This is a genomic window from Janthinobacterium sp. BCJ23 (genome assembly GCF_059617945.1).
Genome location: NZ_JCAQAW010000001.1, coordinates 110,627 through 132,347, shown reverse-complemented (window position 1 = coordinate 132,347; position 21,721 = coordinate 110,627). Strand labels below are relative to the sequence as shown.

At 61.9% G+C, this 21,721-nt stretch carries 19 protein-coding genes; 17 read left to right on the top strand and 2 right to left on the bottom strand.

The features are described from left to right. Positions 1-326: 326 nt before the first annotated feature. Both AC54AG_RS00565 and AC54AG_RS00560 read right to left on the bottom strand, forming a co-directional pair. Entirely contained in the window at positions 327-971 is a 645-nt protein-coding gene (locus AC54AG_RS00565) for a response regulator (RefSeq protein WP_034750556.1), read from the bottom strand. A gap of 155 nt (positions 972-1,126) precedes the next feature. Beyond that, a complete protein-coding gene (locus AC54AG_RS00560) occupies positions 1,127-1,594 on the bottom strand; it encodes a universal stress protein (protein WP_034750554.1) in 468 nt (155 codons plus the stop codon). A 467-nt stretch (positions 1,595-2,061) separates the two neighbouring features. Between AC54AG_RS00560 and AC54AG_RS00555 the strand changes: the two genes are divergently transcribed. From AC54AG_RS00555 to purF, 17 genes are all read left to right on the top strand, one after another. After that, on the top strand, positions 2,062-2,919 hold the full coding sequence (locus tag AC54AG_RS00555; RefSeq protein WP_496629271.1) for a protein phosphatase CheZ: 858 nt from the start codon (positions 2,062-2,064) through the stop codon (positions 2,917-2,919). Next, on the top strand, positions 2,919-4,808 hold the full coding sequence (locus AC54AG_RS00550; RefSeq protein WP_331778332.1) for a chemotaxis protein CheA: 1,890 nt from the start codon (positions 2,919-2,921) through the stop codon (positions 4,806-4,808). The genes AC54AG_RS00555 and AC54AG_RS00550 overlap by 1 nt, the downstream gene beginning before the upstream one ends. 277 nt (positions 4,809-5,085) lie before the next feature. Continuing rightward, positions 5,086-6,489: a 3-isopropylmalate dehydratase large subunit gene (gene leuC, locus AC54AG_RS00545; RefSeq protein WP_331778331.1), complete on the top strand. Its 1,404-nt coding sequence runs from the start codon at positions 5,086-5,088 to the stop codon at positions 6,487-6,489. Positions 6,490-6,557: 68 nt separating this feature from the next. Next, positions 6,558-6,680, top strand: a complete 123-nt coding sequence (locus tag AC54AG_RS00540; protein ID WP_010400408.1) for an entericidin A/B family lipoprotein — start codon at positions 6,558-6,560, stop codon at positions 6,678-6,680. A 51-nt stretch (positions 6,681-6,731) separates the two neighbouring features. Beyond that, the gene (gene leuD / locus AC54AG_RS00535; protein ID WP_058049067.1) at positions 6,732-7,379 is read left to right on the top strand and encodes a 3-isopropylmalate dehydratase small subunit; all 648 of its coding nucleotides are present in this window, start codon (positions 6,732-6,734) and stop codon (positions 7,377-7,379) included. Between the two features lie 11 nt (positions 7,380-7,390). After that, positions 7,391-8,461 (top strand): 3-isopropylmalate dehydrogenase, encoded by a 1,071-nt coding sequence (gene leuB / locus AC54AG_RS00530; protein ID WP_034750539.1) that lies wholly within the window; start codon positions 7,391-7,393, stop codon positions 8,459-8,461. A 45-nt stretch (positions 8,462-8,506) separates the two neighbouring features. Beyond that, positions 8,507-9,634 (top strand): aspartate-semialdehyde dehydrogenase, encoded by a 1,128-nt coding sequence (asd, locus tag AC54AG_RS00525; RefSeq protein WP_072452459.1) that lies wholly within the window; start codon positions 8,507-8,509, stop codon positions 9,632-9,634. A gap of 255 nt (positions 9,635-9,889) precedes the next feature. Then, positions 9,890-12,352, top strand: coding sequence for a motility hub landmark protein FimV (locus AC54AG_RS00520; protein WP_496629270.1), 2,463 nt, complete (start codon positions 9,890-9,892; stop codon positions 12,350-12,352). Between the two features lie 73 nt (positions 12,353-12,425). After that, the gene (gene truA / locus AC54AG_RS00515; RefSeq protein WP_034750899.1) at positions 12,426-13,229 is read left to right on the top strand and encodes a tRNA pseudouridine(38-40) synthase TruA; all 804 of its coding nucleotides are present in this window, start codon (positions 12,426-12,428) and stop codon (positions 13,227-13,229) included. Between the two features lie 35 nt (positions 13,230-13,264). Further along, positions 13,265-13,948, top strand: coding sequence for a phosphoribosylanthranilate isomerase (locus AC54AG_RS00510; RefSeq protein ID WP_070303556.1), 684 nt, complete (start codon positions 13,265-13,267; stop codon positions 13,946-13,948). Continuing rightward, positions 13,941-15,191, top strand: a complete 1,251-nt coding sequence (gene trpB / locus AC54AG_RS00505; protein WP_496629269.1) for a tryptophan synthase subunit beta — start codon at positions 13,941-13,943, stop codon at positions 15,189-15,191. Before AC54AG_RS00510 ends, trpB begins: the two co-directional genes overlap by 8 nt. A gap of 85 nt (positions 15,192-15,276) precedes the next feature. After that, the gene (gene trpA, locus AC54AG_RS00500) at positions 15,277-16,074 is read left to right on the top strand and encodes a tryptophan synthase subunit alpha (RefSeq protein ID WP_496629268.1); all 798 of its coding nucleotides are present in this window, start codon (positions 15,277-15,279) and stop codon (positions 16,072-16,074) included. A gap of 197 nt (positions 16,075-16,271) precedes the next feature. Next, positions 16,272-17,144 carry an acetyl-CoA carboxylase, carboxyltransferase subunit beta gene (gene accD, locus AC54AG_RS00495; protein ID WP_010400390.1) on the top strand — a complete coding sequence of 291 codons (873 nt, stop codon included), beginning with the start codon at positions 16,272-16,274 and terminating at the stop codon, positions 17,142-17,144. Between the two features lie 101 nt (positions 17,145-17,245). Then, positions 17,246-18,544: a bifunctional tetrahydrofolate synthase/dihydrofolate synthase gene (gene folC / locus AC54AG_RS00490; RefSeq protein ID WP_034750518.1), complete on the top strand. Its 1,299-nt coding sequence runs from the start codon at positions 17,246-17,248 to the stop codon at positions 18,542-18,544. Between the two features lie 24 nt (positions 18,545-18,568). Next, positions 18,569-19,558, top strand: coding sequence for an SPOR domain-containing protein (locus AC54AG_RS00485; protein WP_319991033.1), 990 nt, complete (start codon positions 18,569-18,571; stop codon positions 19,556-19,558). Positions 19,559-19,578: 20 nt separating this feature from the next. Beyond that, positions 19,579-20,067: a CvpA family protein gene (locus AC54AG_RS00480; RefSeq protein WP_046685790.1), complete on the top strand. Its 489-nt coding sequence runs from the start codon at positions 19,579-19,581 to the stop codon at positions 20,065-20,067. Positions 20,068-20,105: 38 nt separating this feature from the next. Next, positions 20,106-21,629, top strand: a complete 1,524-nt coding sequence (purF, locus tag AC54AG_RS00475; RefSeq protein WP_034750508.1) for an amidophosphoribosyltransferase — start codon at positions 20,106-20,108, stop codon at positions 21,627-21,629. The last annotated feature ends 92 nt before the right edge of the window (positions 21,630-21,721 follow it).

Here is a 21,721-nt window from a genome sequence, read left to right as displayed (position 1 = left end):
GGGCCAGCGATGGGGAGGCGGCGCGGGTTTCGGGCGTTTGCGTGGACAGCATGTTCATCTCCTGGTGACAGGTAGTTCAGAGTTGAATAACAGGGTGCGCAGGACGGCGGGCAGGGAAGGGGCGGCGCGCGTCCAGGCAGGTAAAGCTCAATTCGCTGACGACTTGCTGTGTGATGAAATAACTTCCCAGCAACTTGATTACTGGTTTCAGTATGCCAACAACCGTATCCAATTAATATCAGCAGTGGCTGAATATGGCAGTAGGAGCTGTGGTAGGTGAGGTAGGATTGTTCCTACGGTCGACGCGCGGGCGCGCGCCGCCGTGCTCAAGTCTTGAAGGGGGATAAGAGGCGGTGCGCCACGGCGTACTGGACCATTTCCGACAGCGAACTCATGCCCATCTTTTGCATGATGCGCGTCTTGTGCGTACTCACCGTCTTGACGCTCAGGTGCAGATTGTTGGCGATTTCCGTGATCGACTTGCCCGCCACCAGCAGGGAAAAGACTTCGAACTCGCGGTCCGACAACTGTTTGTGCAGCAAGCTTTCATTCGGCATCATAATGTTGAGCACGAGCTGCTCCGCCACCTCGGCGCTGATATACGGACGTCCCGACGCCACCTTGTGGATGGCGCCCACGAGCTGGGTGCCCGCGCTTTCCTTGGTCAGATAGCCTTGCGCGCCAGCGCGGATGGCGCGCACCGCATATTGTTCCTCCTCGTGCATGGTGAGGATCAGGATCGCCAGCTTCGGCGCCTCGCTGCGGATTTGCCGGATCAGGTCGACGCCGCTGCGGCCCGGCATCGACAGGTCGAGCAGCAGCAGGTCGAAGCCGCCCTGGCGTACGTGGTTGAGTACTTCAAAGCCGTCGATGGCTTCACCCACGATATCGATGTCCGGCGCGCCGTCAAGGATGCGCTTCAATCCTTCTCGCATGATGGTGTGGTCGTCGGCAATCACAATACGTATCATAGGCGGGCAATCTGGATGCGTGAAATCTGCTCTGTCCGTCACCGGACAATCAAATGTTGAGAAACGAGAAACGTTGCCATTTTAACTGACGCGGCCGAAAATTTGCCTTTTTCTTAATGTGCCGGCAACGGCGGTCTGCGTGGCCATGTGACCCCTTATTCCGATGGTGGTTCCTTGATCAGCCTATGCACGAGTACCGGCAGTTTTGAGTGCGACAGCACCTTGTTGGTCACGCTGCCCAGCAGCAATTGTCCCCAGCCGCTGCGGCCATGCGAGCCCATGAAAATCAGGTCGCAATGCTGCAATTGCGCCACTTCCACGATTTTCAGGGCGGGGCTGTCGGAAAAGGCCGTCAAGCCCGTCGCTTCCAGACCCCGCTTGGCGGCCGCGTCGAGGATGGGCTGCCAGTGGTCGGCGCCCGCCTTGCGCATGGCGATGCGGTACTCCTCCTCGCTGGGGTAGCTTGGCGGAATGATCTCGATGTATACCGGGTACTGGTATTCGGGCGCCACGTACACGGCAAGGATGTCGGCGTGCATCTGTTCGGCAAAGGCAACGCCGGCACAGGCCGTCAAGTTGGAGACGGTGGAGCCGTCCGTGGCGATCAGAATTTTCTTATACATGGCAGATCCTTTGACGGTGACTGAGCGCACGCAACGCCTCTTATTGTAGACGCGGCGGCAGCATTGTATTCATGTAAAGACTTGATAATTATCAACACAACTGCACCTTCAGTATAGACAACATTGGCAGAAAGATCGTGTTTTAGCTGCAACGATGTCCATACTGCGCTGTTGCGCAGGCGCCCGGAAGCAGGATTTGTTGTACTGCGCGTGGTCTTGCACCCACGCCAATGGTAGTATTTCAAAATACAACAGCAGGAACACTTATTTCCTGGTGGAAAAGCTCTTGTGGACCAGCTTTGCACCAGGAAGCGCGTTTTGAGATTTACCAACAGGGCGGCGCCCTGCTACACTCGCACCATCGCAGCGGTATTGCCTCAAATCATCTTAATCGAGAAATTGTGGGTATCAGTCTGTAAAACGCACAGTTCAGGCGGAATTTTGACAAATTATGGAGAAGCAGGGATATGACCAACGCCGCTGATGATTTCGACGCATTATTCGATGAAGTATCTGCGCAAAGTGCGGCCGCGGCTCAGCCCGCACCTGCCGCCGCGCCCGCTCCCGCCGTGATTGCGGATGACGATTTCGACGCGCTGTTCGACTCCGTGTCGGCCAGCGCCGCCGTGCCGGCAGCCGCTGCGGCAGAAACGCCAGCCGCGCCGGAAGCGGCGCCCGTGGCCAGCGCCGATGCGCCTAGCGACGCGGCCGATCCCGTCGACCAGTCCGACAAGCCGATGTTCGAGCGCCTGGGCGGCATCGTGCGCCTGCTGCACGATTCGCTGCGCGAACTGGGCTACGACAAGGCGTTGACGGAAGCGTCGTCGCAGATCGTCGACGCCCAGGACCGTCTGGAATACGTCGCCACCCTGACCGAACAGGCAGCCAACAAGGTTCTGAACACGCTCGACGAAGGCATGCCGGCGCAAGATGTGCTGTCGAAGAAGGCCAAGGACATGGACAGCCGCTGGACGGCCCTGTTCGATGGCAAGCTGAGCCTGGAAGAATTCAAGGCCCTGGCCGGCGATTCGCGCCAGTTCGCGCAAGCCGTTTCCGAAGCAACGGAAGCGGAAAAAGCGCGCTTGCTGGAAATCATGATGGCGCAGGACTTCCAGGACATCACGGGCCAGCTGATCAAAAAAGTGGTCAACATCACCAAGACGGTGGAAAACGAACTGGCCCAGCTGCTGCGCGACAACGCGCCGGCCGAAGTGCGCGAGAAACTGGCGCAAAAGCCGGTGCCGCTGATGCAGGGCCCGTCCGTGCCGTCGGTGGCGCTGGACCAGGATAATGTAGACGACCTTCTTGCGGATTTGGGATTCTAATGGACGATATGCTCAAGGATTTCGTCGTTGAGGCGATGGATCTTGCGGTTAATGTTGAAGAGCACTTGTTGCGCCTCGAGCGCGATCCTGACAACAAGGAAACACTGAATGCCGTGTTTCGTTCCTTCCACACCATCAAGGGCGGCGCCGGCTTCATGGGCTTGCCCGCGCTGGTGGCGGCCTGCCATCTGACGGAAAACCTGTTCGATGCCTTGCGCACGGGCGCCGCGCCCGTGACCCCGATCGCCATCGAGGCGGCGCTGCAAGCTTCCGGTTTCGTCGCCGACCAGCTGACGGAGCTGGCCAATGGCGCCGCGCCGGAAAGCTTGCCGGCCATGCCGGAAGAGCTGGAACATATCCTGACGAACGCTATCGAAGGCAAGGGCATGGACGCGCCTGCGCCAGCCGCCGCCGTGGCGGAAGTGGCCGCGCCCGTTGCCGAGGTTGCCGAAGTTGTTGTGGCCGCGCCGACCGCTGCCGTTGCCACTGCCAGCGCCGATGGCCTGGACTGGGAAGCCATGTACAACGCCGTCGTGCCCGAAGGTAGCCGGGTCGCAGCCGCGCCCGTGTCCGCCGCCGCTGCGCCTGCCGCCGTGGCCGCCGCGCCTGCTGCACCTGCCGCTGCTGCCGCCAAACCGGCCGCCAAGGCCTGGGATGGCGCCGAACGGCGCGAAGAGCGTCCGGAAGTACGCCATGCCGCGCCTGTCAAGGAAGACAGCATCCGCGTCGACGCCGTCAAGCTCGACGCGCTGCTGGAAGTGGCCGGCGAATCCGTGCAGGCCGCCAACCAGGCTGCCGTGCTGCTCGAGCGCTTGCTGCAATTCAAATTCGAAGGCCAGGCCGCTACTCTGATGGCGACCCTGGCGGAAACCCTGGAACGCGCCTCGCGCTACTCGACGGAACTGCAGCGGGCCACCCTGGCCACGCGCATGCAGCCCGTCGGCCGCCTGTTCCAGAAATTCCCGCGCCTGGTGCGCGAACTGGCGAAAGACCTGGGCAAGGATGTCGAGCTGACCATCGAAGGCGCGGAGACGGAAGTCGACCGCGTCGTCGTGGACAGCCTGTACGATCCGCTCGTGCACATGCTGCGCAACTCGCTCGACCATGGCGTCGAATCGCCGGAAGCGCGCCTGGCTGCCGGCAAGCCCGCCAAGTCGTATATTTCACTGAAAGCATGGCAGGAAGCGAACAGCGTCATGATCGTGCTGCAGGATGACGGCAAGGGCATGGACCCGGTCTTCCTGCGCAGCAAGGCCCAGCAAAAGGGCTTGATCAGCGAAAACGCGCAACTGAGCAACGACGAATGCTTCCAGCTGGTGTTCCTGCCGGGCTTCTCGACCAAGGAAGTCGCCTCCAGCGTTTCCGGCCGCGGCGTGGGTATGGACGTGGTGAAAACGGCCGTGGAGAAAAACCGCGGCGCCATCCATATCGAATCGTCGCTGGGCAAGGGCACGAAGTTCGCCATCCGCCTGCCGATCGAATTGTCGATCGTGCCGACCATGCTCGTGTCGACCTCGGGCGCCGCGCTGGCGCTGCCGATGGCGGTGGTGCAGCGTGTCGTCGAATTGCCGGAAACCTTCATGGAAGTGGGCGGCGCGCCCGTGCTGAAAGACCAGGGCCGTCCATTGCCCGTGCGGTCGCTGGCCGGCTCGCTGGGCTACGAATCGTGCAGCGAGCGCGTCGGCATCGTTGTCGCCGCGCCACAGCCGTACATTCTGGCCGTGGAAGCCGTCGATGGTACGGCCGACCTCGTGATCAAGCCGATGACGGCCATCACCGTGGAAGGCATTACCGGTACTGCCCGCTCGGCCGAAGGCGAGCTGGTGCTAGTCGTGGGCCTATCTTTCCTGATGGATGGTTGCAGGGGAAGTGTGCGCATGGCTGCCTAGAAACACCGGCACTGACACCAAGCCCGCTGCAGACCTCTGCAGCGGGCTTTTTTTTCGGCTTTTTTCGATTTTTATTCGCCCCGCCGGCATTTTGGCGGATTTTCGTATCAGCAATTTTTTCGTCATATCCGCAAAGCATGCCAAATTTTGTATCGCCTATCCCACGCTGGAGCGGCTTTTGGTTCTGCATTGCACAATATATGGCATAATCATTGCCGATCCCTTCGATCAGTACGACAGATCACTTACTACAGGCTGTGGCAACGCTGCATAAATCATGATGAAGACGCTTTACGACAAACTCTGGGAATCCCACGTTGTTCGGGCCGAAGATGATGGCACGACAATTTTGTATATCGACCGGCACCTGCTGCACGAAGTCACCAGCCCGCAAGCCTTCGATGGCCTCAGCGTGGCGGGCCGCCAGCCATGGCGCATTTCCGCCAACCTGGCCGTGGCCGACCATAACGTGCCGACCACCAGCCGCATGGACGGCATTGCCGATCCGGTCTCGCGCCTGCAGGTGGAAACCCTGGACAAGAACGCCAAGCACTACGGCTTGACCTACTTCAACATGAACGACAAGCGCCAGGGTATCGTGCACGTGATCGGCCCCGAACAGGGCGCGACCCTGCCCGGCATGACGGTCGTCTGCGGCGATTCGCACACGTCCACGCATGGCGCCTTCGGCGCGCTGGCGCACGGCATCGGCACGTCCGAAGTGGAACACGTGCTGGCCACGCAGACCTTGCTGCAAAAGAAATCCAAATCCATGCTGGTGCAAGTCGACGGCGCGCTGCCGGCCGGCGTGACGGCGAAAGATATCGTGCTGGCCATCATCGGCAAGATCGGCACGGCCGGCGGCACGGGCTACTGTATCGAGTTCGGCGGCTCGGCCATCCGCGCGCTGTCGATGGAAGGCCGCATGACGGTGTGCAACATGGCCATCGAGGCGGGCGCGCGCGCCGGCATCATCGGCGTGGACGACACCACCATCAATTACGTCAAGGGCCGTCCGTTTTCGCCGGCCGGTCCGCACTGGGAACGCGCCGTTGCCTACTGGCGCACCCTGCATTCGGACCCGGGCGCCCGCTTCGACCTCGTCGTCACCCTCAATGCGGCCGAGATCGTGCCGCAAGTGACCTGGGGCACGTCGCCCGAAATGGTGGTCGGCGTCGATGGCCGCGTGCCTGACCCTGACCAGGAAAAAGACAGCGTCAAGCGCGATGCGATGGAAAAGGCGCTCGTCTACATGAACCTCAAGCCGAACACGGCCATCGAAGACATCCGCATCGACAAGGTCTTCATCGGTTCCTGCACCAATTCGCGCATCGAGGATTTGCGCGCGGCGGCCGCCGTGGTGCGCGGCAAGTACCGCGCCTCGAACGTCACCCTGGCGCTGGTCGTGCCCGGTTCCGGCCTTGTCAAGGACCTGGCCGAGCGCGAAGGACTGGACCGCATCTTCAAGGATGCCGGTTTCGAATGGCGCGAGCCGGGCTGCTCCATGTGCCTGGCCATGAATGCGGACCGTTTGGAGCCGGGCGAACGCTGCGCGTCCACGTCGAACCGCAACTTCGAAGGCCGGCAGGGGCAGGGCGGCCGTACCCACCTGGTGTCGCCCGCGATGGCGGCCGCGGCGGGTATCGCCGGCCACTTTGTCGACGTGCGGGGATTGCGATGACGGCAGGGACTGGCGCCGCTGGTTTACACTAGCGGTATCAGTCCCATCTTTCTTATCGAGAACTCATCATGAAAAAACTCTTCGCCCTCCTCATCGCCACCGTCATCCTGTCTGGCTGTAACACCGTCTCCGGCATCGGCCGCGATGTGCAGAAAGTCGGCCAGGTTGTCACTGGCGCCGGCGGAAAATAAACCGTGACGTGCGGGCGCATTGCGCCGCGCGTCTTACCGAGTAGAAACAGCATGGATAAATTTACGATTTACGAAGGCCTGGTCGCCCCGCTGGACCGCGCCAACGTCGACACCGACGCGATTATTCCGAAGCAATTCCTGAAATCGATCCACCGCAGCGGTTTCGGCCCCAACCTGTTCGACGAATGGCGCTACCTCGACCATGGCGAGCCGGGCCAGGACAACAGCCGCCGCCCGCTGAACCCCGAGTTCGTGCTCAACGAGCCACGCTACCAGGGCGCTTCGATCTTGCTGACACGCAAGAACTTCGGCTGCGGCTCCTCGCGCGAACACGCGCCGTGGGCCCTGGATCAATATGGTTTCCGCGCCATCATCGCGCCCTCGTTTGCCGACATCTTCTTCAACAACTGCTACAAGAACGGCTTGCTGCCCATCGTGCTGTCGGAAAGCCAGGTCGAGCACCTGTTCAATGAAGTCAAGGCTTTCCCCGGCTACAAGCTGGTGGTGGACCTGGAGCAGCAATGCGTGCGCACCAGCAATGGTTCCGTGTCGTATCCGTTCGAGATCGACGCCTTCCGCAAATATTGCCTGATGAATGGCCTCGACGATATCGGCCTGACCCTGCGCCACGCCGACGATATCCGCGCCTTCGAAGAGCGGCATCTGCATAATCAACCCTGGCTCGCCAACGTCATCTAATCGATAAAAATATGAAAATTGCAATCTTACCCGGCGACGGCATCGGTCCTGAAATCGTCGCGCAAGCCGTCAAGGTTTTGCATGTGCTGGGCGAATCGTTCGAACTGGAAACGGCGCCCGTGGGCGGCGCCGGCTATGCGGCCCATGGCCATCCTTTGCCGGAAGCCACCCTGGCGCTGGCAAAAGCGGCCGATGCCGTGCTGTTCGGCGCCGTGGGCGACTACAAATATGACAATCTGGAGCGCCAGTTCCGCCCCGAGCAGGCGATTCTGGGCTTGCGCAAGAACCTGGGCCTGTTCGCCAACCTGCGTCCGGCCATTCTGTATCCGGAACTGGCGGGCGCCTCGACCCTGAAGCCGGAAGTGGTGTCCGGCCTGGATATTTTGATCATCCGCGAATTGACAGGCGACATCTATTTCGGCCAGCCCCGCGGCGTGCGCGAGTGCCCGGACGGTCCGTTCAAGGGCCAGCGCGAAGGCTTCGACACGATGCGCTATGCGGAAGGCGAAATCCGCCGCATCGCCCACGTGGCTTTCCAGGCTGCGCAAAAGCGCGACAAGCGCCTCACCAGCGTGGACAAGGCGAATGTGCTGGAAACCTTCCAGTTCTGGAAAGACATCGTCACCGACGTGCACAAGGAATACCCGGACGTGGCGCTCGACCACATGTATGTCGATAACGCGGCCATGCAGCTGGTGCGGGCGCCGAAGAAATTCGACGTCATGGTGACCGGCAACATGTTCGGCGACATTCTGTCGGATGCGGCCGCCATGCTGACGGGTTCGATCGGCATGCTGCCGTCCGCCTCGCTGGATGCCAACAACAAGGGCTTGTACGAGCCATCGCACGGTTCGGCGCCTGATATCGCGGGCAAGGGCATCGCCAATCCGCTGGCGACGATCTTGTCGGCCGCCATGATGCTGCGCTATTCGCTGAACCGCGAAGAGCAGGCAAACCGTATCGAGGGTGCCGTCAAGCAGGTGCTGGCGCAGGGCTTGCGCACGGCCGACATCCATGAAGCGGGCACGACTTTGGTCGGTACCGAGGCCATGGGTGATGCAGTTGTAAAAGCACTGGGATAAAATAGTCTAATGACGGCAGTCGCCGTCTCATCTTGAGGAATGGTAATGAAATTAGTTGGCTTGGTAGGTTGGCGCGGTATGGTCGGTTCGGTCCTGATGCAACGCATGCAGGAAGAGGGCGATTTCGCCCATATCGAACCGGTGTTTTTCACCACTTCGAACACGGGCGGCTCGGCTCCGGCCATGGCGAAGAATGAAACCATCCTCAAGGATGCCAACAACATCGCCGAACTGTCCAAGTGCGACATTATTATTTCCTGCCAGGGCGGCGACTACACGAGCGCCGTCTTCCCGCAGCTGCGCGCCAGCGGCTGGAATGGTTACTGGATCGATGCGGCCTCGACCTTGCGCATGGAAAAAGACGCCGTCATCGTGCTCGACCCCGTCAACCTGCACGTCATCAAGGATGCGCTGGGCAAGGGCGTCAAGAACTACATCGGCGGCAATTGCACCGTCTCGTGCATGATGATGGGCCTGGGCGGCCTGTTCCAGCACGATTTGATCGACTGGATGACGTCGATGACGTACCAGGCGGCATCGGGCGGCGGCGCGCAGCACATGCGCGAACTGCTGACGCAGTTCGGCACCATCAACGGTTCCGTCAAGGCGCTGCTGGACAACCCCGCATCCGCCATCCTGGAAATCGACCGCCAGGTGCTGGCCACCCAGCACGGCTATTCCCCGGATGAAATCAAGCAATTCGGCGCGCCGCTGGCCGGCAACCTGATCCCGTGGATCGACAAGGACCTGGGCAACGGCCAGTCGAAGGAAGAGTGGAAGGCGGGCGCGGAAACGAACAAGATCCTCGGCCGCGGCCTCGATTTCGGCACCAAGGAAATTCCAGTCGACGGCCTGTGCGTGCGCATCGGCGCCATGCGCTGCCATTCGCAAGCGCTGACCATCAAGCTGAAAAAAGACGTGCCGCTCGATGAAATCAACGACATCATCGCCAGCAACAATGAATGGGTGAAATTCGTGCCGAACACGCGCGAAGCGTCCGTGCGCGACCTGTCGCCGGCCGCCGTCACGGGCAGCCTGACGATACCCGTCGGCCGCGTGCGTAAGATGAGCATGGGCGGCGAATACCTGTCCGCGTTCACCGTGGGCGACCAGTTGCTGTGGGGCGCGGCCGAGCCGCTGCGCCGCATGCTGCGCATTTTGCTTGACGCGTAAGAGCAATAGATCAGCCATAAATTGCTGATCAAGATCAAGCCGGGGCTGTTTTCCCGGCTTTTTTTTCGTCCTGAGCCCGTCAAGGCTCAACCATGCGGAGCTTGCATAGCTCTGGGCATGATGATATGTTGATACCTCTGGAAAAGTAACAGTTTTCCCATGTCAACTAAGATGCCGCCAACTATGCCTGTACACACTCGTCCCCGGGTCGCCTCCCTTGCCATTAAAACACTCAGCAGCGCTGTTGCCTGTGCGGTGTTATTGTCACCGGCGGCATCCGCAGCCGAGCTGGGCAAGATTACGGTGCTGTCCGCCGCCGGCCAGCCGCTGCGCGCCGAGGTCGAATTATCGGCCATCAAGCCAGGCGAGGCGTCGAGCTTGCTGGCCAAGCTGGCGCCGCCGGACGCCTACCGCCAGGCCAACGTGGAATTCAATCCCGCGTTGAACGCGCTGACGTTTGCCGTGGAAAACCGCAATGGCAAGCCTTTCATCCGCATCAGCTCGGCGCAGCCGGTGGCCGAGCCCATGGTGGACTTGCTGCTGGAACTGAGCAGCAAGAGCGGACGCCAGGTGCGCGAATATGCGTTCGTGCTTGACACGCCGGAAGCGCGCCAGACGCGCGGCGCGCAAGTGACGGCACCGGCCGAACCGGGCAAAGGCAAGGCGGCCGCTGAAGCTGCCCCAGCCGCGGCGAAAAAAACGGCCGGCGAATACAAGGTCAAGACGGGCGATACCCTGAGCCGCATCGCCAGCGAACTGAAGCCATCGGGCGTGTCGCTCGACATGATGCTCGTGGCCCTGTACCGTGCCAATCCCGACGCTTTCAAGGGCGAGAACATGAACCGTATGCAGGCCGGGCGCATCCTGGCCGTGCCGGGCGCGGACACCGTGCGCGCCACCGGCGCTGCCGAAGCGAAGGGCATCGTGACGGCGCACGCCATCGATTTTGAAGCCTACCGCAACAAGCTGGCAGGCCAGGTATCGCAAAGCAAGCCGGCCAAGGCGGCGGAAGCGACGCAAAGCACGGCCGGCAAGATCGGCGCGACCAAGGTACAGGAAAAGCCGACGGCCGTGAGCGAGTCGCAAGACAAGCTGAAACTGTCGAAGGCGGAGCCGGCGGCCAAGTCGGCCGGCAAGAGCGCGGTGGCCAGCGAGGAAGACAAGATCGCCAAGGCCAAGCAGGTCGATGAAGCGGCCGCCCGCGTCAAAGAGCTGGAAAAGAACGTCAGCGACCTGGAAAAGTTGATGGCGGTCAAGAGCAAGGCCATGGCCGACAAGAGCGCCCCGGCACCCGCCAAACCGGCCGAGGTCGCCGCCAGCGCACCGGTTGTTGCCAGCGTGCCAGCCGAAGCCCAGCCTCCCGTGCCCAAAGCGAAGCCGGTGCCGTTGGTGAAAAAACCGTCGCCGCTGGAACCGACCATTACCGACAAGATTAATGACCACCTGGGCGCCATCGGCATCGGCATCGCCGCGCTGCTGGCCGCCGTGGCCGCGCTGGTGATCGCGCGCCGCCGCAAGGAGACGCCGCCGCCCGCCCAGGAAGATATCGCGCCCGTGTTCGAATCGGAAGCGCCCGTGACGCCGCCGTCCGGCCTGGCGCCGGAAGACCAGCAGTCCGAAGCGAGCAACCACCTGTTCGGTACGGGCGCCGCCGCTGCCGGCGTGGCCGCCGCGGCGGGCGCCAGCATGCTCGATGCGAATGAAACGGACCCCGTCGCCGAAGCGGACGTGTATATCGCCTACGGCCGCGATGGCCAGGCGGAAGATATCCTCAAGGAAGCCTTGCGTATCCATCCGGAACGCCATGCCGCCCGCCTGAAGCTGCTGGAAATTTATTCGGCCCGCAACGACGTGCGCGCGTTTGAAGACCAGGCCAGCGAGCTGTACAGCCTGACCCGGGGCCAAGGCGAAGAGTGGCCGCAGGCGGCCGCGCTGGGCCTGGCGCTCGACCCCACCAATCCCCTGTATGGCGATACGGAAGACGACGCCGTCGTCAGCCTGAGCAAGGCTGCCGGCGACGACGTGCATGGCCAGAGCATGGATTTGCCCGACGAGCCGCCAGCACCGCTGGCCGACCTGGCGCCGGCCGAGCCGGTGTCTTCCGTGGCGGCCCGCGATACGCGCGATCCCCTCGATTTCGACCTCGACAGCCTCGATTTCGAGCCTGTTTCTACCACCGACCCGATCGTCATGCCGGGACCGGACAGCAAGCCGGTCTCCGCCGCGCAGGATGCGCAGTATGACGCCAGCATGGATTTCGGCCTGGACCTGGAGCCGCCTGCCGGTCCCGTGAATGGCGTGGGCGCCGGCCTGACGCCGTTGCCTGATCCGCTGAAGGATATCGACCTGGCCCATTTCGACCTCGACGAGCCCGTGGCGCCGGCTGCCGCGCCGGTCGCGGTGGCCGAGCCTTCCCTCGACAGCCTGTTCGACGATGCGCAAACGCCTGCGTCCTTGCCGGAAGCCATACCGCCCGCACAGGAGTTCGACCTGTCCGGCATCGACCTGGATCTCAACGATGGCAAGACGGCCAGCGTGGGCGTGGACGACCCGCTGTCGGCCATCCACATGGAAATGGATACCAAGCTGGACCTGGCGATCGCCTATCAGGAAATCGGCGACAAAGAAGGCGCGCGCGAGCTGATCGATGAGGTCATCAAGGGCGGCAGCGAAGAGCAGGTTGCGAAAGCCAATACCATGCGTGCGCTGTTGAGCTAGCAGTGCCCGTCGGTGCGGCAGGCTGCCGCGCCGGTATAATGCTTCGATGCAAAATATTACGACAGCAACGCCATTGAAGCGTATCGTCCTCGGCCTACAGTATGACGGCACGGCCTGGCACGGATACCAGAAGCAGGAAGACGGGCAGACGGTGCAGGACCAGCTGGAAAACGCGCTGGAGCAGTTTGCCCGCGTGCGCCTGGCCACCACGTGCGCCGGCCGTACGGATACGGGCGTGCATGCGCTCGAGCAAGTCGTGCACTTCGATACGGAATTGAACCGCGACGTGCACTCGTGGGTACGCGGCGTCAACGCCTTCCTGCCGAAATCCATCGCCGTGCGCTGGGCCAGGGAACTCGAAGGCGACCCGACGGTCAATGATTTCTTCCACGCCCGCTTCAGCGCCCGCGCGCGCACCTATCATTATGTGTTGTACAACAACGCCACCCGTTCGCCGCTGGTGGAAGGGCGTGCCGGCTTCTTTTTCCGCCCGCTCGACGTGGAACTGATGCGCCAGGCCGTGCAGCCGCTCTTGGGCTGGCATGATTTCACGGCCTTCCGCGCCGCGCAATGCCAGGCCAAGTCGCCTGTCAAGCTCATGCATGACATCCGCATCGAGCGGCGCGGCGATTGCGTCATTTTTACGATTACGGCCAATGCCTTCCTGCACCATATGGTGCGCAACCTCGTCGGTTCGCTCGTCTACATCGGCACGGGGCGCGAAAAGCCGGAATGGCTCGGGCATTTGCTGGAAAGCAAGGATCGTCACGCGGCCGCGCCCACTTTCATGCCGGACGGCCTGTACCTGGCGCAGATCGATTACGATCCGAAATGGGCATTGCCGCAAGACAGCAGCAGCGCCTTGCCCTGGTTCTGACGTTTTACTTCAAGCAATAACTTCAAGGAAAAGCCATGCCACGCACACGCATCAAGATCTGCGGCCTGACCAGAGTCGAAGACATCCACGCTGTCGTGGCGGCGGGCGCCGACGCCATCGGCTTCGTGTTTTATCCGCAGAGCCCCCGCTATGTGACGCCCGAACAGGCAGCTGCTCTGATCGCGACCATGCCGCCCTACGTGACGGCGGTGGGCCTGTTCGTCAACGCCAGCGTGGACGAGGTGCGGGCGACCAGGGCCGTTGCGCCCTTATCGATGCTGCAATTCCATGGCGACGAGACGCCCGAACACAGCGCCGCGCTGGCCGCGGCCGTGAATACGCCGTTTACGCAAGTGTTCCGCGTCAAACCCGACACCAGCTTTGAAGATTTGCTAGAATACGAACAGCGCTATCGCGCCGCCAGTCCCTTGTTTGCCAGCCTCTTGCTGGACACCTATGTGGATGCCTATGGCGGTGCAGGAAAGGTATTTGATTGGTCCCTCATTCCAAAAGAACTCGCGCCTCGGGTCGTTTTAAGTGGTGGCTTGAGCGTACAAAACGCGACTGACGCAGTGGTGCGCGTGCGCCCTTACGCCGTCGACATCAGCAGTGGTGTCGAAGCGTCCAAGGGTATCAAGGACGCATCCCGAGTACGCGCGTTCATCGCCGCGGTGCAGGATGCCGATGCCATCATTGCCAGAGGAAACAACCATGAATGACCACACCACAGCGCCCGGCGCAGCCGCCGCATTGTTCCACGCCACCGATTACCCGTTCCCCGACCTGCGCGGCCACTTCGGCCCCTACGGCGGCTCCTTTGTTGCCGAAACGCTCACGCATGCGCTCGCCGAGCTGAAAGACGCCTACGCCCGCTACAGCGCCGACCCGGAATTCCTCGAAGAATTCCGCTACGAGCTCAAGCACTTCGTCGGCCGTCCGTCGCCGATCTACCACGCCAAGCGCTGGTCCGAGCTGGCCGGCGGCGCGCAAATCTATTTCAAGCGCGAAGACTTGAACCACACGGGTGCGCACAAGATCAATAACGTGATCGGCCAGGCCCTGCTGGCCAAGCGCATGGGCAAGCCGCGCATCATCGCCGAGACGGGCGCCGGACAGCATGGCGTGGCCACCGCCACCATCTGCGCCCGCTTCGGCCTCGAATGCGTGGTTTACATGGGCAGCGAAGACGTCAAGCGCCAGGCGCAGAACGTGTACCGCATGAAATTGCTGGGCGCGACCGTCGTGCCCGTCGAATCGGGCTCCAAGACCCTCAAGGATGCGCTGAACGAAGCCATGCGCGACTGGGTCACCAACATTGAAAACACCTTTTACATCATCGGCACCGTGGCTGGCCCCCATCCGTATCCGATGATGGTGCGCGACTTCCAGTCCGTGATCGGCGAGGAATGCCTGGTGCAGATGCCGGAAATGACGGGCCGCCAGCCTGACTACGTGCTGGCCTGCATCGGCGGCGGTTCGAACGCCATGGGCATCTTTTACCCGTACATCGACCAGAAAGAGGTAAGGCTGATCGGCGTGGAAGCGGCCGGCGAAGGCCTCGATACGGGCAAGCATTCGGCTTCGCTGACGGCAGGTTTCCCGGGCGTGCTGCACGGCAACCGCACCTATCTGCTGCAGGATGAAAACGGCCAGATCATCGAGACGCATTCCGTCTCGGCCGGCCTCGACTATCCGGGCGTGGGACCGGAACATGCGTGGCTGAAAGACTCGGGCCGCGCGCAATACGTGTCGATCACCGATGACGAAGCGCTGCAGGCTTTCCACGACTGCTGCCATATTGAAGGCATCATCCCGGCCCTGGAATCGTCGCACGCACTGGCCTACGCGGCCAAGCTGGCGGCCACCTTGCCGAAAGACCAGATCGTGCTGGCCAACCTGTCGGGCCGTGGCGACAAGGACATGCATACCGTGGCGGAACGCATGGGATTGAATTTCAGTTAAATAACTGACAACCCCAGTATTGCGTAGGTCGGATTAGCGCGCAAGCGCGTAATCCGACACCCTCCACCGATAAAGAAAGCATCCCATGTCCCGTATCGCCACCACCTTCGCCACTTTAAAATCCAACAACAAGACCGGCCTGGTCACCTTCATCACCGCCGGCGACCCCGGCCCCGACGCCACCGTACCGCTGATGCACGCGCTCGTCGAGGGCGGCGCCGACGTGCTCGAGCTGGGCGTGCCGTTTTCCGATCCCATGGCCGAAGGCCCCGTCATCCAGCGCGCCTGCGAACGGGCCTTGAAATTCAACGTCGGCATCCACGACGTGTTCGGCTATGTGCGCCAGTTCCGCGAGACGAACCAGACGACGCCCGTGGTGCTGATGGGCTACGCGAATCCCATCGAGCGTATCGGCAGCGCAGCGTTCATTGCAGCGGCGCAAGCGGCCGGCGCCGACGGCGCCATCGTCGTCGATTATCCGCCGGAAGAGTGCGAGGAATTTGCCGGCGCCATGCGCGAAGCGGGCCTCGACCTGATTTTCCTGCTGGCGCCCACTTCGACCGAAGAGCGCATCGCGCAAGTGGCCAAGGTCGGCGGCGGCTTCAGCTATTATGTGTCGCTCAAGGGCGTCACGGGCGCCGGCAACATTGATACGGAACAGGTGGCCGAGCGCCTCGCCGCCATCCGCCAGCATGTAAAATTACCTATCGGCGTGGGCTTCGGCATCCGCGATGGCGCCACGGCCAAGGCCGTTGCCAAGGTGGCCGATGCCGTCGTCATCGGCAGCCGCATCATCCAGGAGATTGAAAATGCCCCGGCAGGCGGCGCCGTCGACGCCGTGCGCAGCTTTACGGCAGGCATCCGCGCCGCACTGGATGCCTGAGCAAGCTTGTTATTTACGCAAGCCCGGGTGGCGGCAAAGTTCGACAGCCCGGCGATAAACGGCTACACTTCGGCCACTGATTTGCCTGTAATTGTGCAATAGATAAAATTTCTGGTGGTGCCCTATGGGGTGTCGCCGTTTACCGTCTGCCGGGGGCGTCCACCGACGCTACCCCTACAAGGGCCCAAGGAGAAAATATGAGTTGGTTGGAAAAACTGCTGCCACCGCGCATCCAGCGTTCTGATGCTGCCGCGCGCAAGACCATGCCGGAAGGCCTGTGGGTCAAGTGCCCGTCGTGCGAAGCCGTGCTGTACCGTACGGACCTGGAATCGAATTTGCACGTATGCCCGAAATGCGACCACCACATGCGCATCCGCGCGCGTGAACGCCTCGACAGCCTGCTCGACGCGGGCGGCCGCTATGAAATCGGCCAGGAAATCCTGCCCGTCGATACCTTGAAATTCAAGGACAGCAAGAAATACCCTGACCGCCTGAAGTCCGCCATGGAAGCGACGGGCGAGACGGATGCGATGGTCGTCATGGGCGGCGCCATCATGAGCCTGCCGGTGGTCGTGGCGTGCTTCGAATTCGAATTCATGGGCGGCTCCATGGGCTCCGTCGTGGGCGAGCGCTTCGTGCGCGGTGCGCAAATCGCGCTGGAACAGAAAGTGCCGTTCATTTGCATCACCGCCACCGGTGGCGCGCGCATGCAGGAAGGCTTGCTGTCCCTGATGCAGATGGCGAAAACCACGGCCATGCTGACCAAGCTGTCCGAAAAGAAATTGCCATTCATCAGCGTGCTGACCGACCCGACCATGGGCGGCGTGTCCGCCTCGTTCGCCTTCATGGGCGACGTCGTCATCGCTGAACCGAAAGCGCTGATCGGCTTTGCCGGTCCGCGCGTGATTGAAAACACCGTGCGCGAAAAACTGCCGGAAGGCTTCCAGCGCGCCGAGTTCCTTGTCACCAAGGGCGCCGTCGACATGATCGTCGACCGCCGCAAGATGCGCGAAGAAATCGCCCGTCTGCTGGCCTTGTTGCAAAACCAGGCTGTGGAAGTCCTGGCGTAACGCCAAAGTATCAGGCCGGGCGGTGTCCTGCGGACCCGCCCGGTTGCCACGCAACACCGTCTCCGCGCCTCGCGCACTGTCTCCTCATCAAGAAGTCTCCCATGCAAAACCTCCCCACCACCTTGCCGGACTGGCTCGCCATGCTGGAAACCCGCCATTCGGAAACCCAGATCAACATGGGCCTGGACCGCGTGCAAGCCGTCAAGGCGCGCATGCAGCTGGCGTTTACTTGCCCCGTGATCATGGTGGCGGGCACGAATGGCAAGGGTTCCACCTGTGCCATGCTGGAATCGGTACTGTTGCGCGCCGGCTACAAAGTGGGGCTATACATCAAGCCGCATTTTCTCGATTTTAACGAGCGCGCCCGCGTGCTGGGCGAGATGGCCAGCGATGAGCAGATCGTCGCCAGCTTCAATGCCGTTGAAGCCGTGCGCGGCGACACGCCGCTCACGTATTTCGAATTCACCACCCTGGCGATTTTGCATTTGCTGTCGCAAGCGAAGCTCGACGTGGCCATCCTGGAAGTGGGCCTGGGCGGGCGCCTCGACGCCGTCAACGTGATCGACGCGGATGTCGCCATCGTCACCAGCGTCGATATCGACCACACGGATTACCTGGGCGACACGCGCGAAGCGATCGGCTTTGAAAAGGCCGGCATCTTCCGTCCGGGCAAGGCGGCCATCTGCAGCGACCCCGTGCCGCCGCAATCGTTGATCGACCATGCCGAAGCCATCGGCGCCGACCTGTGGCTGATGGGCCGCGATTTCAATTATTCGGGCGACAAGCAGCAGTGGAACTATGGCGGACGCGAGCAGCGCCGCAATTCGCTCGCGTATCCAAGCTTGCGTGGTGCCAACCAGATCCTCAATGCGACGGCCGTGCTGGCCGCGCTGGAAGTGCTGAAGCTGAAATTGCCAGTGGGCGCGCAGGAAGTGCGCACGGGCCTCGTCACGGTGGAGCTGCCGGGCCGCTTCCAGGTCTTGCCTGGCCGCCCCAGCGTGATCCTCGACGTGGCGCACAATCCCCACGCGGCGTCGGCGCTGAACCAGAACCTCGGCAATATGGGTTTCCACCCGTACACCTATGCCGTGTTTGGCTCCATGCAGGACAAGGATATCGATGGCGTATTGGCCGCGATGAGCGAACACGTCGACCACTGGTGCCTGACGGGATTGCCTTCGCCGCGCGCGGCCACGGCTTCGGAGCTGGCCGCCAAGGTGCAGATCATGCTCGAAGATAAGCCCGACAGCAGCGAACATACTGTGTCTATTTTCGATGATCCGGCACAAGCTTTTGCAAATGCAATGAGCCGGGCCGGTGAGAATGATAGAATTGTGGTCTTTGGTTCTTTCCTCACCGTTGCCGGCGTGATGAAGGCCCGAAAATCCTCACTTCACTGAAACGCACTCGACTGAAAATCACGCATGGGCTTGTTCTCGAAACTGTTTAAAAACAAGCAAGAATCCTCTGGCGAAGACAGCGGCTTTTATGTCCCTGGCGAAGCACAGTCGCCGACCCGCAAGCGCGCAGCCAACACCGCCGGTGGCGGCGGATCGCGCCGTGGCGGCAAGGAAGCGCCGGACCCGGTCTTGCCTGAAAAAAAGCGCGCACGCCGCCGCCTGGTCGGGGCCATTGCCCTGGCCCTGGGCGTGGCTGTCGGCTTGCCGATGCTGCTCGACTCCGAGCCGAAGGCGCCGTTCAACGATATCGCCATCGACATTCCGTCGAAGGAAAAGGCCGTCGCACCTGCACCGGCGCCCGTGCCGGCCGTCCCGGCCCAGGCCGCATCGAATGGCCTGGACCAGTCCGAGGAAATCGTCGACGCGCCGTTGCCGCCTGCGGCCAAGCCGACCCCTGTACCGACACCGGCACCCGTGCTGGCGGCCGCCCAGCCTGCACCGGTCAAGCCGACCTATGTGGAACCGAAACCCGAGCCCAAGCCTGAACCCAAGCCGGTCAAGGTGGAGCCGAAACCGGAACCGAAACACGAAACCAAGCCCGAGCCGAAACACGAGTCCAAGCCCGAACCCAAGCCTGAGCCCAAGCATGAAGTAAAGCCGGAAGCCAAGCCCGAGCCGAAGCCTGCCAAGCCAGCGCAATCGGCTGACGATGCCGCGCGCGCGCTGGCGATCCTGGAAGGCAAACCGCAAGAGAAAGCACAAGACAAGGCGCACGACGCCGGCAGCGGCAAGTTCGTGGTGCAGGTGGCGGCCCTGGCGACGCAGGACAAGGTCGACGAATTGCAGGACAAGCTGCGCGACGCGGGCATCAAGTCGTACACGCAGAAAGTCTCGAGCCCGGCGGGCGAGCGCATCCGCGTGCGCGTGGGGCCATTCGGCAGCCGCGAAGATGCTGAAAAGACCCGCGCCAAGCTGCAAAAGCTGGGCCTGGGCGGCAGCCTGGTACCGGCGTGATGTTGCAAGGCTGAACGCGCGTGACGATCTTCGATTACCTGGTGCTGTTCGTGCTGGTGACGTCCGTGCTGATCAGCATGATGCGTGGCCTGGTCAAGGAAATACTGTCATTGGTCAGCTGGATCGTGGCGTTCGTCATTGCCAACGCGTATGGCGCTACCCTGGCGAAATTCCTGCCGGAAGCCGTGCCTGGCGAAGCCATCCGTTTGTTGCTGGCTTTCGTCGTGCTGTTCATCGGCGTGCGCATTTTGATGGGATTGCTGTCCATGACGGTCGACGCACTCGTCAAGGTGACGGGCTTGAGCCTGGCCGACCGCACCCTGGGCACCCTGTTCGGCGTGGCGCGGGGCCTTGTGATCGTGCTGACCGCCGTCATCTTGTGTGGCATGACGTCCATACCGCAGCAGCCATTCTGGAAAAATGCGCAGCTCAGCCCGCTCGCGGAGCAGGGCGCGCGCGCCATCAAGCCTTATCTGCCTGCCGCTTACGCGCAGCATGTGAAATTTTGAATTTTTTTAAAATCAGTAGCACAGTTTAGGAGCACACCATGTGTGGCATCGTCGGCGTCGTTTCCCATCAACCTGTCAATCAATTGCTCTATGATGCATTGTTGCTCTTGCAACATCGCGGTCAGGACGCGGCAGGGATTGCGACCAATCACAGCAGTATGTTTTCCATGCACAAAGCCAACGGCCTCGTGCGTGACGTCTTCCGTACGCGCAACATGCGTTCGCTGCAAGGCACGACGGGCATCGGCCATTGCCGCTACCCGACGGCCGGTTCGTCGAGCGAAGAGGAAGCACAACCGTTCTATGTGAATGCGCCGTTCGGCATCACCCTGGCGCACAATGGCAACCTGACCAACTGGGAACAGTTGAAGCTGGAAATGTTCAAGAACGACCGCCGCCACATCAATACCGATTCCGATTCGGAAGTGCTGCTCAACGTGCTGGCGCATGAAATCCAGGAAGCGACGACGGGCCTGAACCTGGACCCGGAAGCCATCTTCAAGGCCGTTACCGTGCTGAACCGCCGCGTCAAGGGCGGTTACGCTGCCGTTGCGCAAATCGCCGGCGTGGGCTTGCTGGCCTTCCGCGACCCGCACGGCATCCGTCCGCTGTGCCTGGGCATCAATGAAACGGAGCAGGGTCCCGAATACCTGATCGCTTCCGAATCCGTAGCCCTGGAAGGCATGGGCTTCCGCTTCGTGCGCGACATCGGTCCCGGCGAAGCCGTCTTCATCGATGCCGACAAGAAATTGCACAGCGCCCAGTGCGCCGACAATGCCAGCCTGAACCCGTGCGTGTTCGAATTCGTCTACCTGGCCCGTCCCGACTCCGTCATCGACGGCGCTTCCGTGTACGCCACGCGCCTGAAAATGGGCGAATACCTGGCCGAGAAGATCCGCGCCGAATTGCCAGGCGTGCATATCGACGTGGTCATGCCGATTCCCGATTCCTCGCGTCCGGCCGCCATCCAGCTGGCCATGGCGTTGAACATCGAGTACCGCGAAGGCTTCATCAAGAACCGCTACATCGGCCGTACCTTCATCATGCCGGGCCAGGCGGCACGCAAGAAATCCGTGCGCCAGAAGCTCAACGCGATCCCGTCCGAATTCAAGGATAAAGTGGTGCTGCTGGTCGACGATTCCATCGTGCGCGGCACCACCAGCCGTGAAATCGTGCAGATGGCGCGTGAAGCGGGCGCGACGAAGGTCATCTTCGCCTCGGCCGCGCCACCGGTGATCTACCCGAACGTGTACGGCATCGACATGCCGACGCGCGACGAGCTGATCGCCTACGGCCGCACGACGGAAGAAGTGTGCCGCGAAATCACGGCCGACTACCTCGTGTACCAGGATATCGGCGCGCTGAAGCAGGCGATCGCCGACGTCAACCCGGCCCTGACGAACTTCGAGGCATCGTGCTTCGATGGCGTGTACGTGACGGGCGACGTGTCGCAGGAATACCTGGACCGCCTGGAATATGCGCGCCACCATCCGAAGGCGGCAGCGCCCGAAGATACGCCCCGTTCCCAGCTGAACCTGAACCTGGCGACAACGGAAGCATAAGTACCTGCCCGGCCGATGCCGGGCTTTTTTTGGGGTCGGACCTTCAGGTCTGACCCCAGCACTTGCCTTGGGTTAAGCGGCAAGACGAGTAT

Coding starts and splice junctions, on each gene's coding strand:
- AC54AG_RS00565 (WP_034750556.1), bottom strand. CDS start 971: ATGATACGTATTGTGATTGCCGACGACCACACCATCATGCGAGAAGGA.
- AC54AG_RS00560 (WP_034750554.1), bottom strand. CDS start 1,594: ATGTATAAGAAAATTCTGATCGCCACGGACGGCTCCACCGTCTCCAAC.
- AC54AG_RS00555 (WP_496629271.1), top strand. CDS start 2,062: ATGACCAACGCCGCTGATGATTTCGACGCATTATTCGATGAAGTATCT.
- AC54AG_RS00550 (WP_331778332.1), top strand. CDS start 2,919: ATGGACGATATGCTCAAGGATTTCGTCGTTGAGGCGATGGATCTTGCG.
- leuC (WP_331778331.1), top strand. CDS start 5,086: ATGATGAAGACGCTTTACGACAAACTCTGGGAATCCCACGTTGTTCGG.
- AC54AG_RS00540 (WP_010400408.1), top strand. CDS start 6,558: ATGAAAAAACTCTTCGCCCTCCTCATCGCCACCGTCATCCTGTCTGGC.
- leuD (WP_058049067.1), top strand. CDS start 6,732: ATGGATAAATTTACGATTTACGAAGGCCTGGTCGCCCCGCTGGACCGC.
- leuB (WP_034750539.1), top strand. CDS start 7,391: ATGAAAATTGCAATCTTACCCGGCGACGGCATCGGTCCTGAAATCGTC.
- asd (WP_072452459.1), top strand. CDS start 8,507: ATGAAATTAGTTGGCTTGGTAGGTTGGCGCGGTATGGTCGGTTCGGTC.
- AC54AG_RS00510 (WP_070303556.1), top strand. CDS start 13,265: ATGCCACGCACACGCATCAAGATCTGCGGCCTGACCAGAGTCGAAGAC.
- trpB (WP_496629269.1), top strand. CDS start 13,941: ATGAATGACCACACCACAGCGCCCGGCGCAGCCGCCGCATTGTTCCAC.
- trpA (WP_496629268.1), top strand. CDS start 15,277: ATGTCCCGTATCGCCACCACCTTCGCCACTTTAAAATCCAACAACAAG.
- accD (WP_010400390.1), top strand. CDS start 16,272: ATGAGTTGGTTGGAAAAACTGCTGCCACCGCGCATCCAGCGTTCTGAT.
- folC (WP_034750518.1), top strand. CDS start 17,246: ATGCAAAACCTCCCCACCACCTTGCCGGACTGGCTCGCCATGCTGGAA.
- AC54AG_RS00485 (WP_319991033.1), top strand. CDS start 18,569: ATGGGCTTGTTCTCGAAACTGTTTAAAAACAAGCAAGAATCCTCTGGC.
- purF (WP_034750508.1), top strand. CDS start 20,106: ATGTGTGGCATCGTCGGCGTCGTTTCCCATCAACCTGTCAATCAATTG.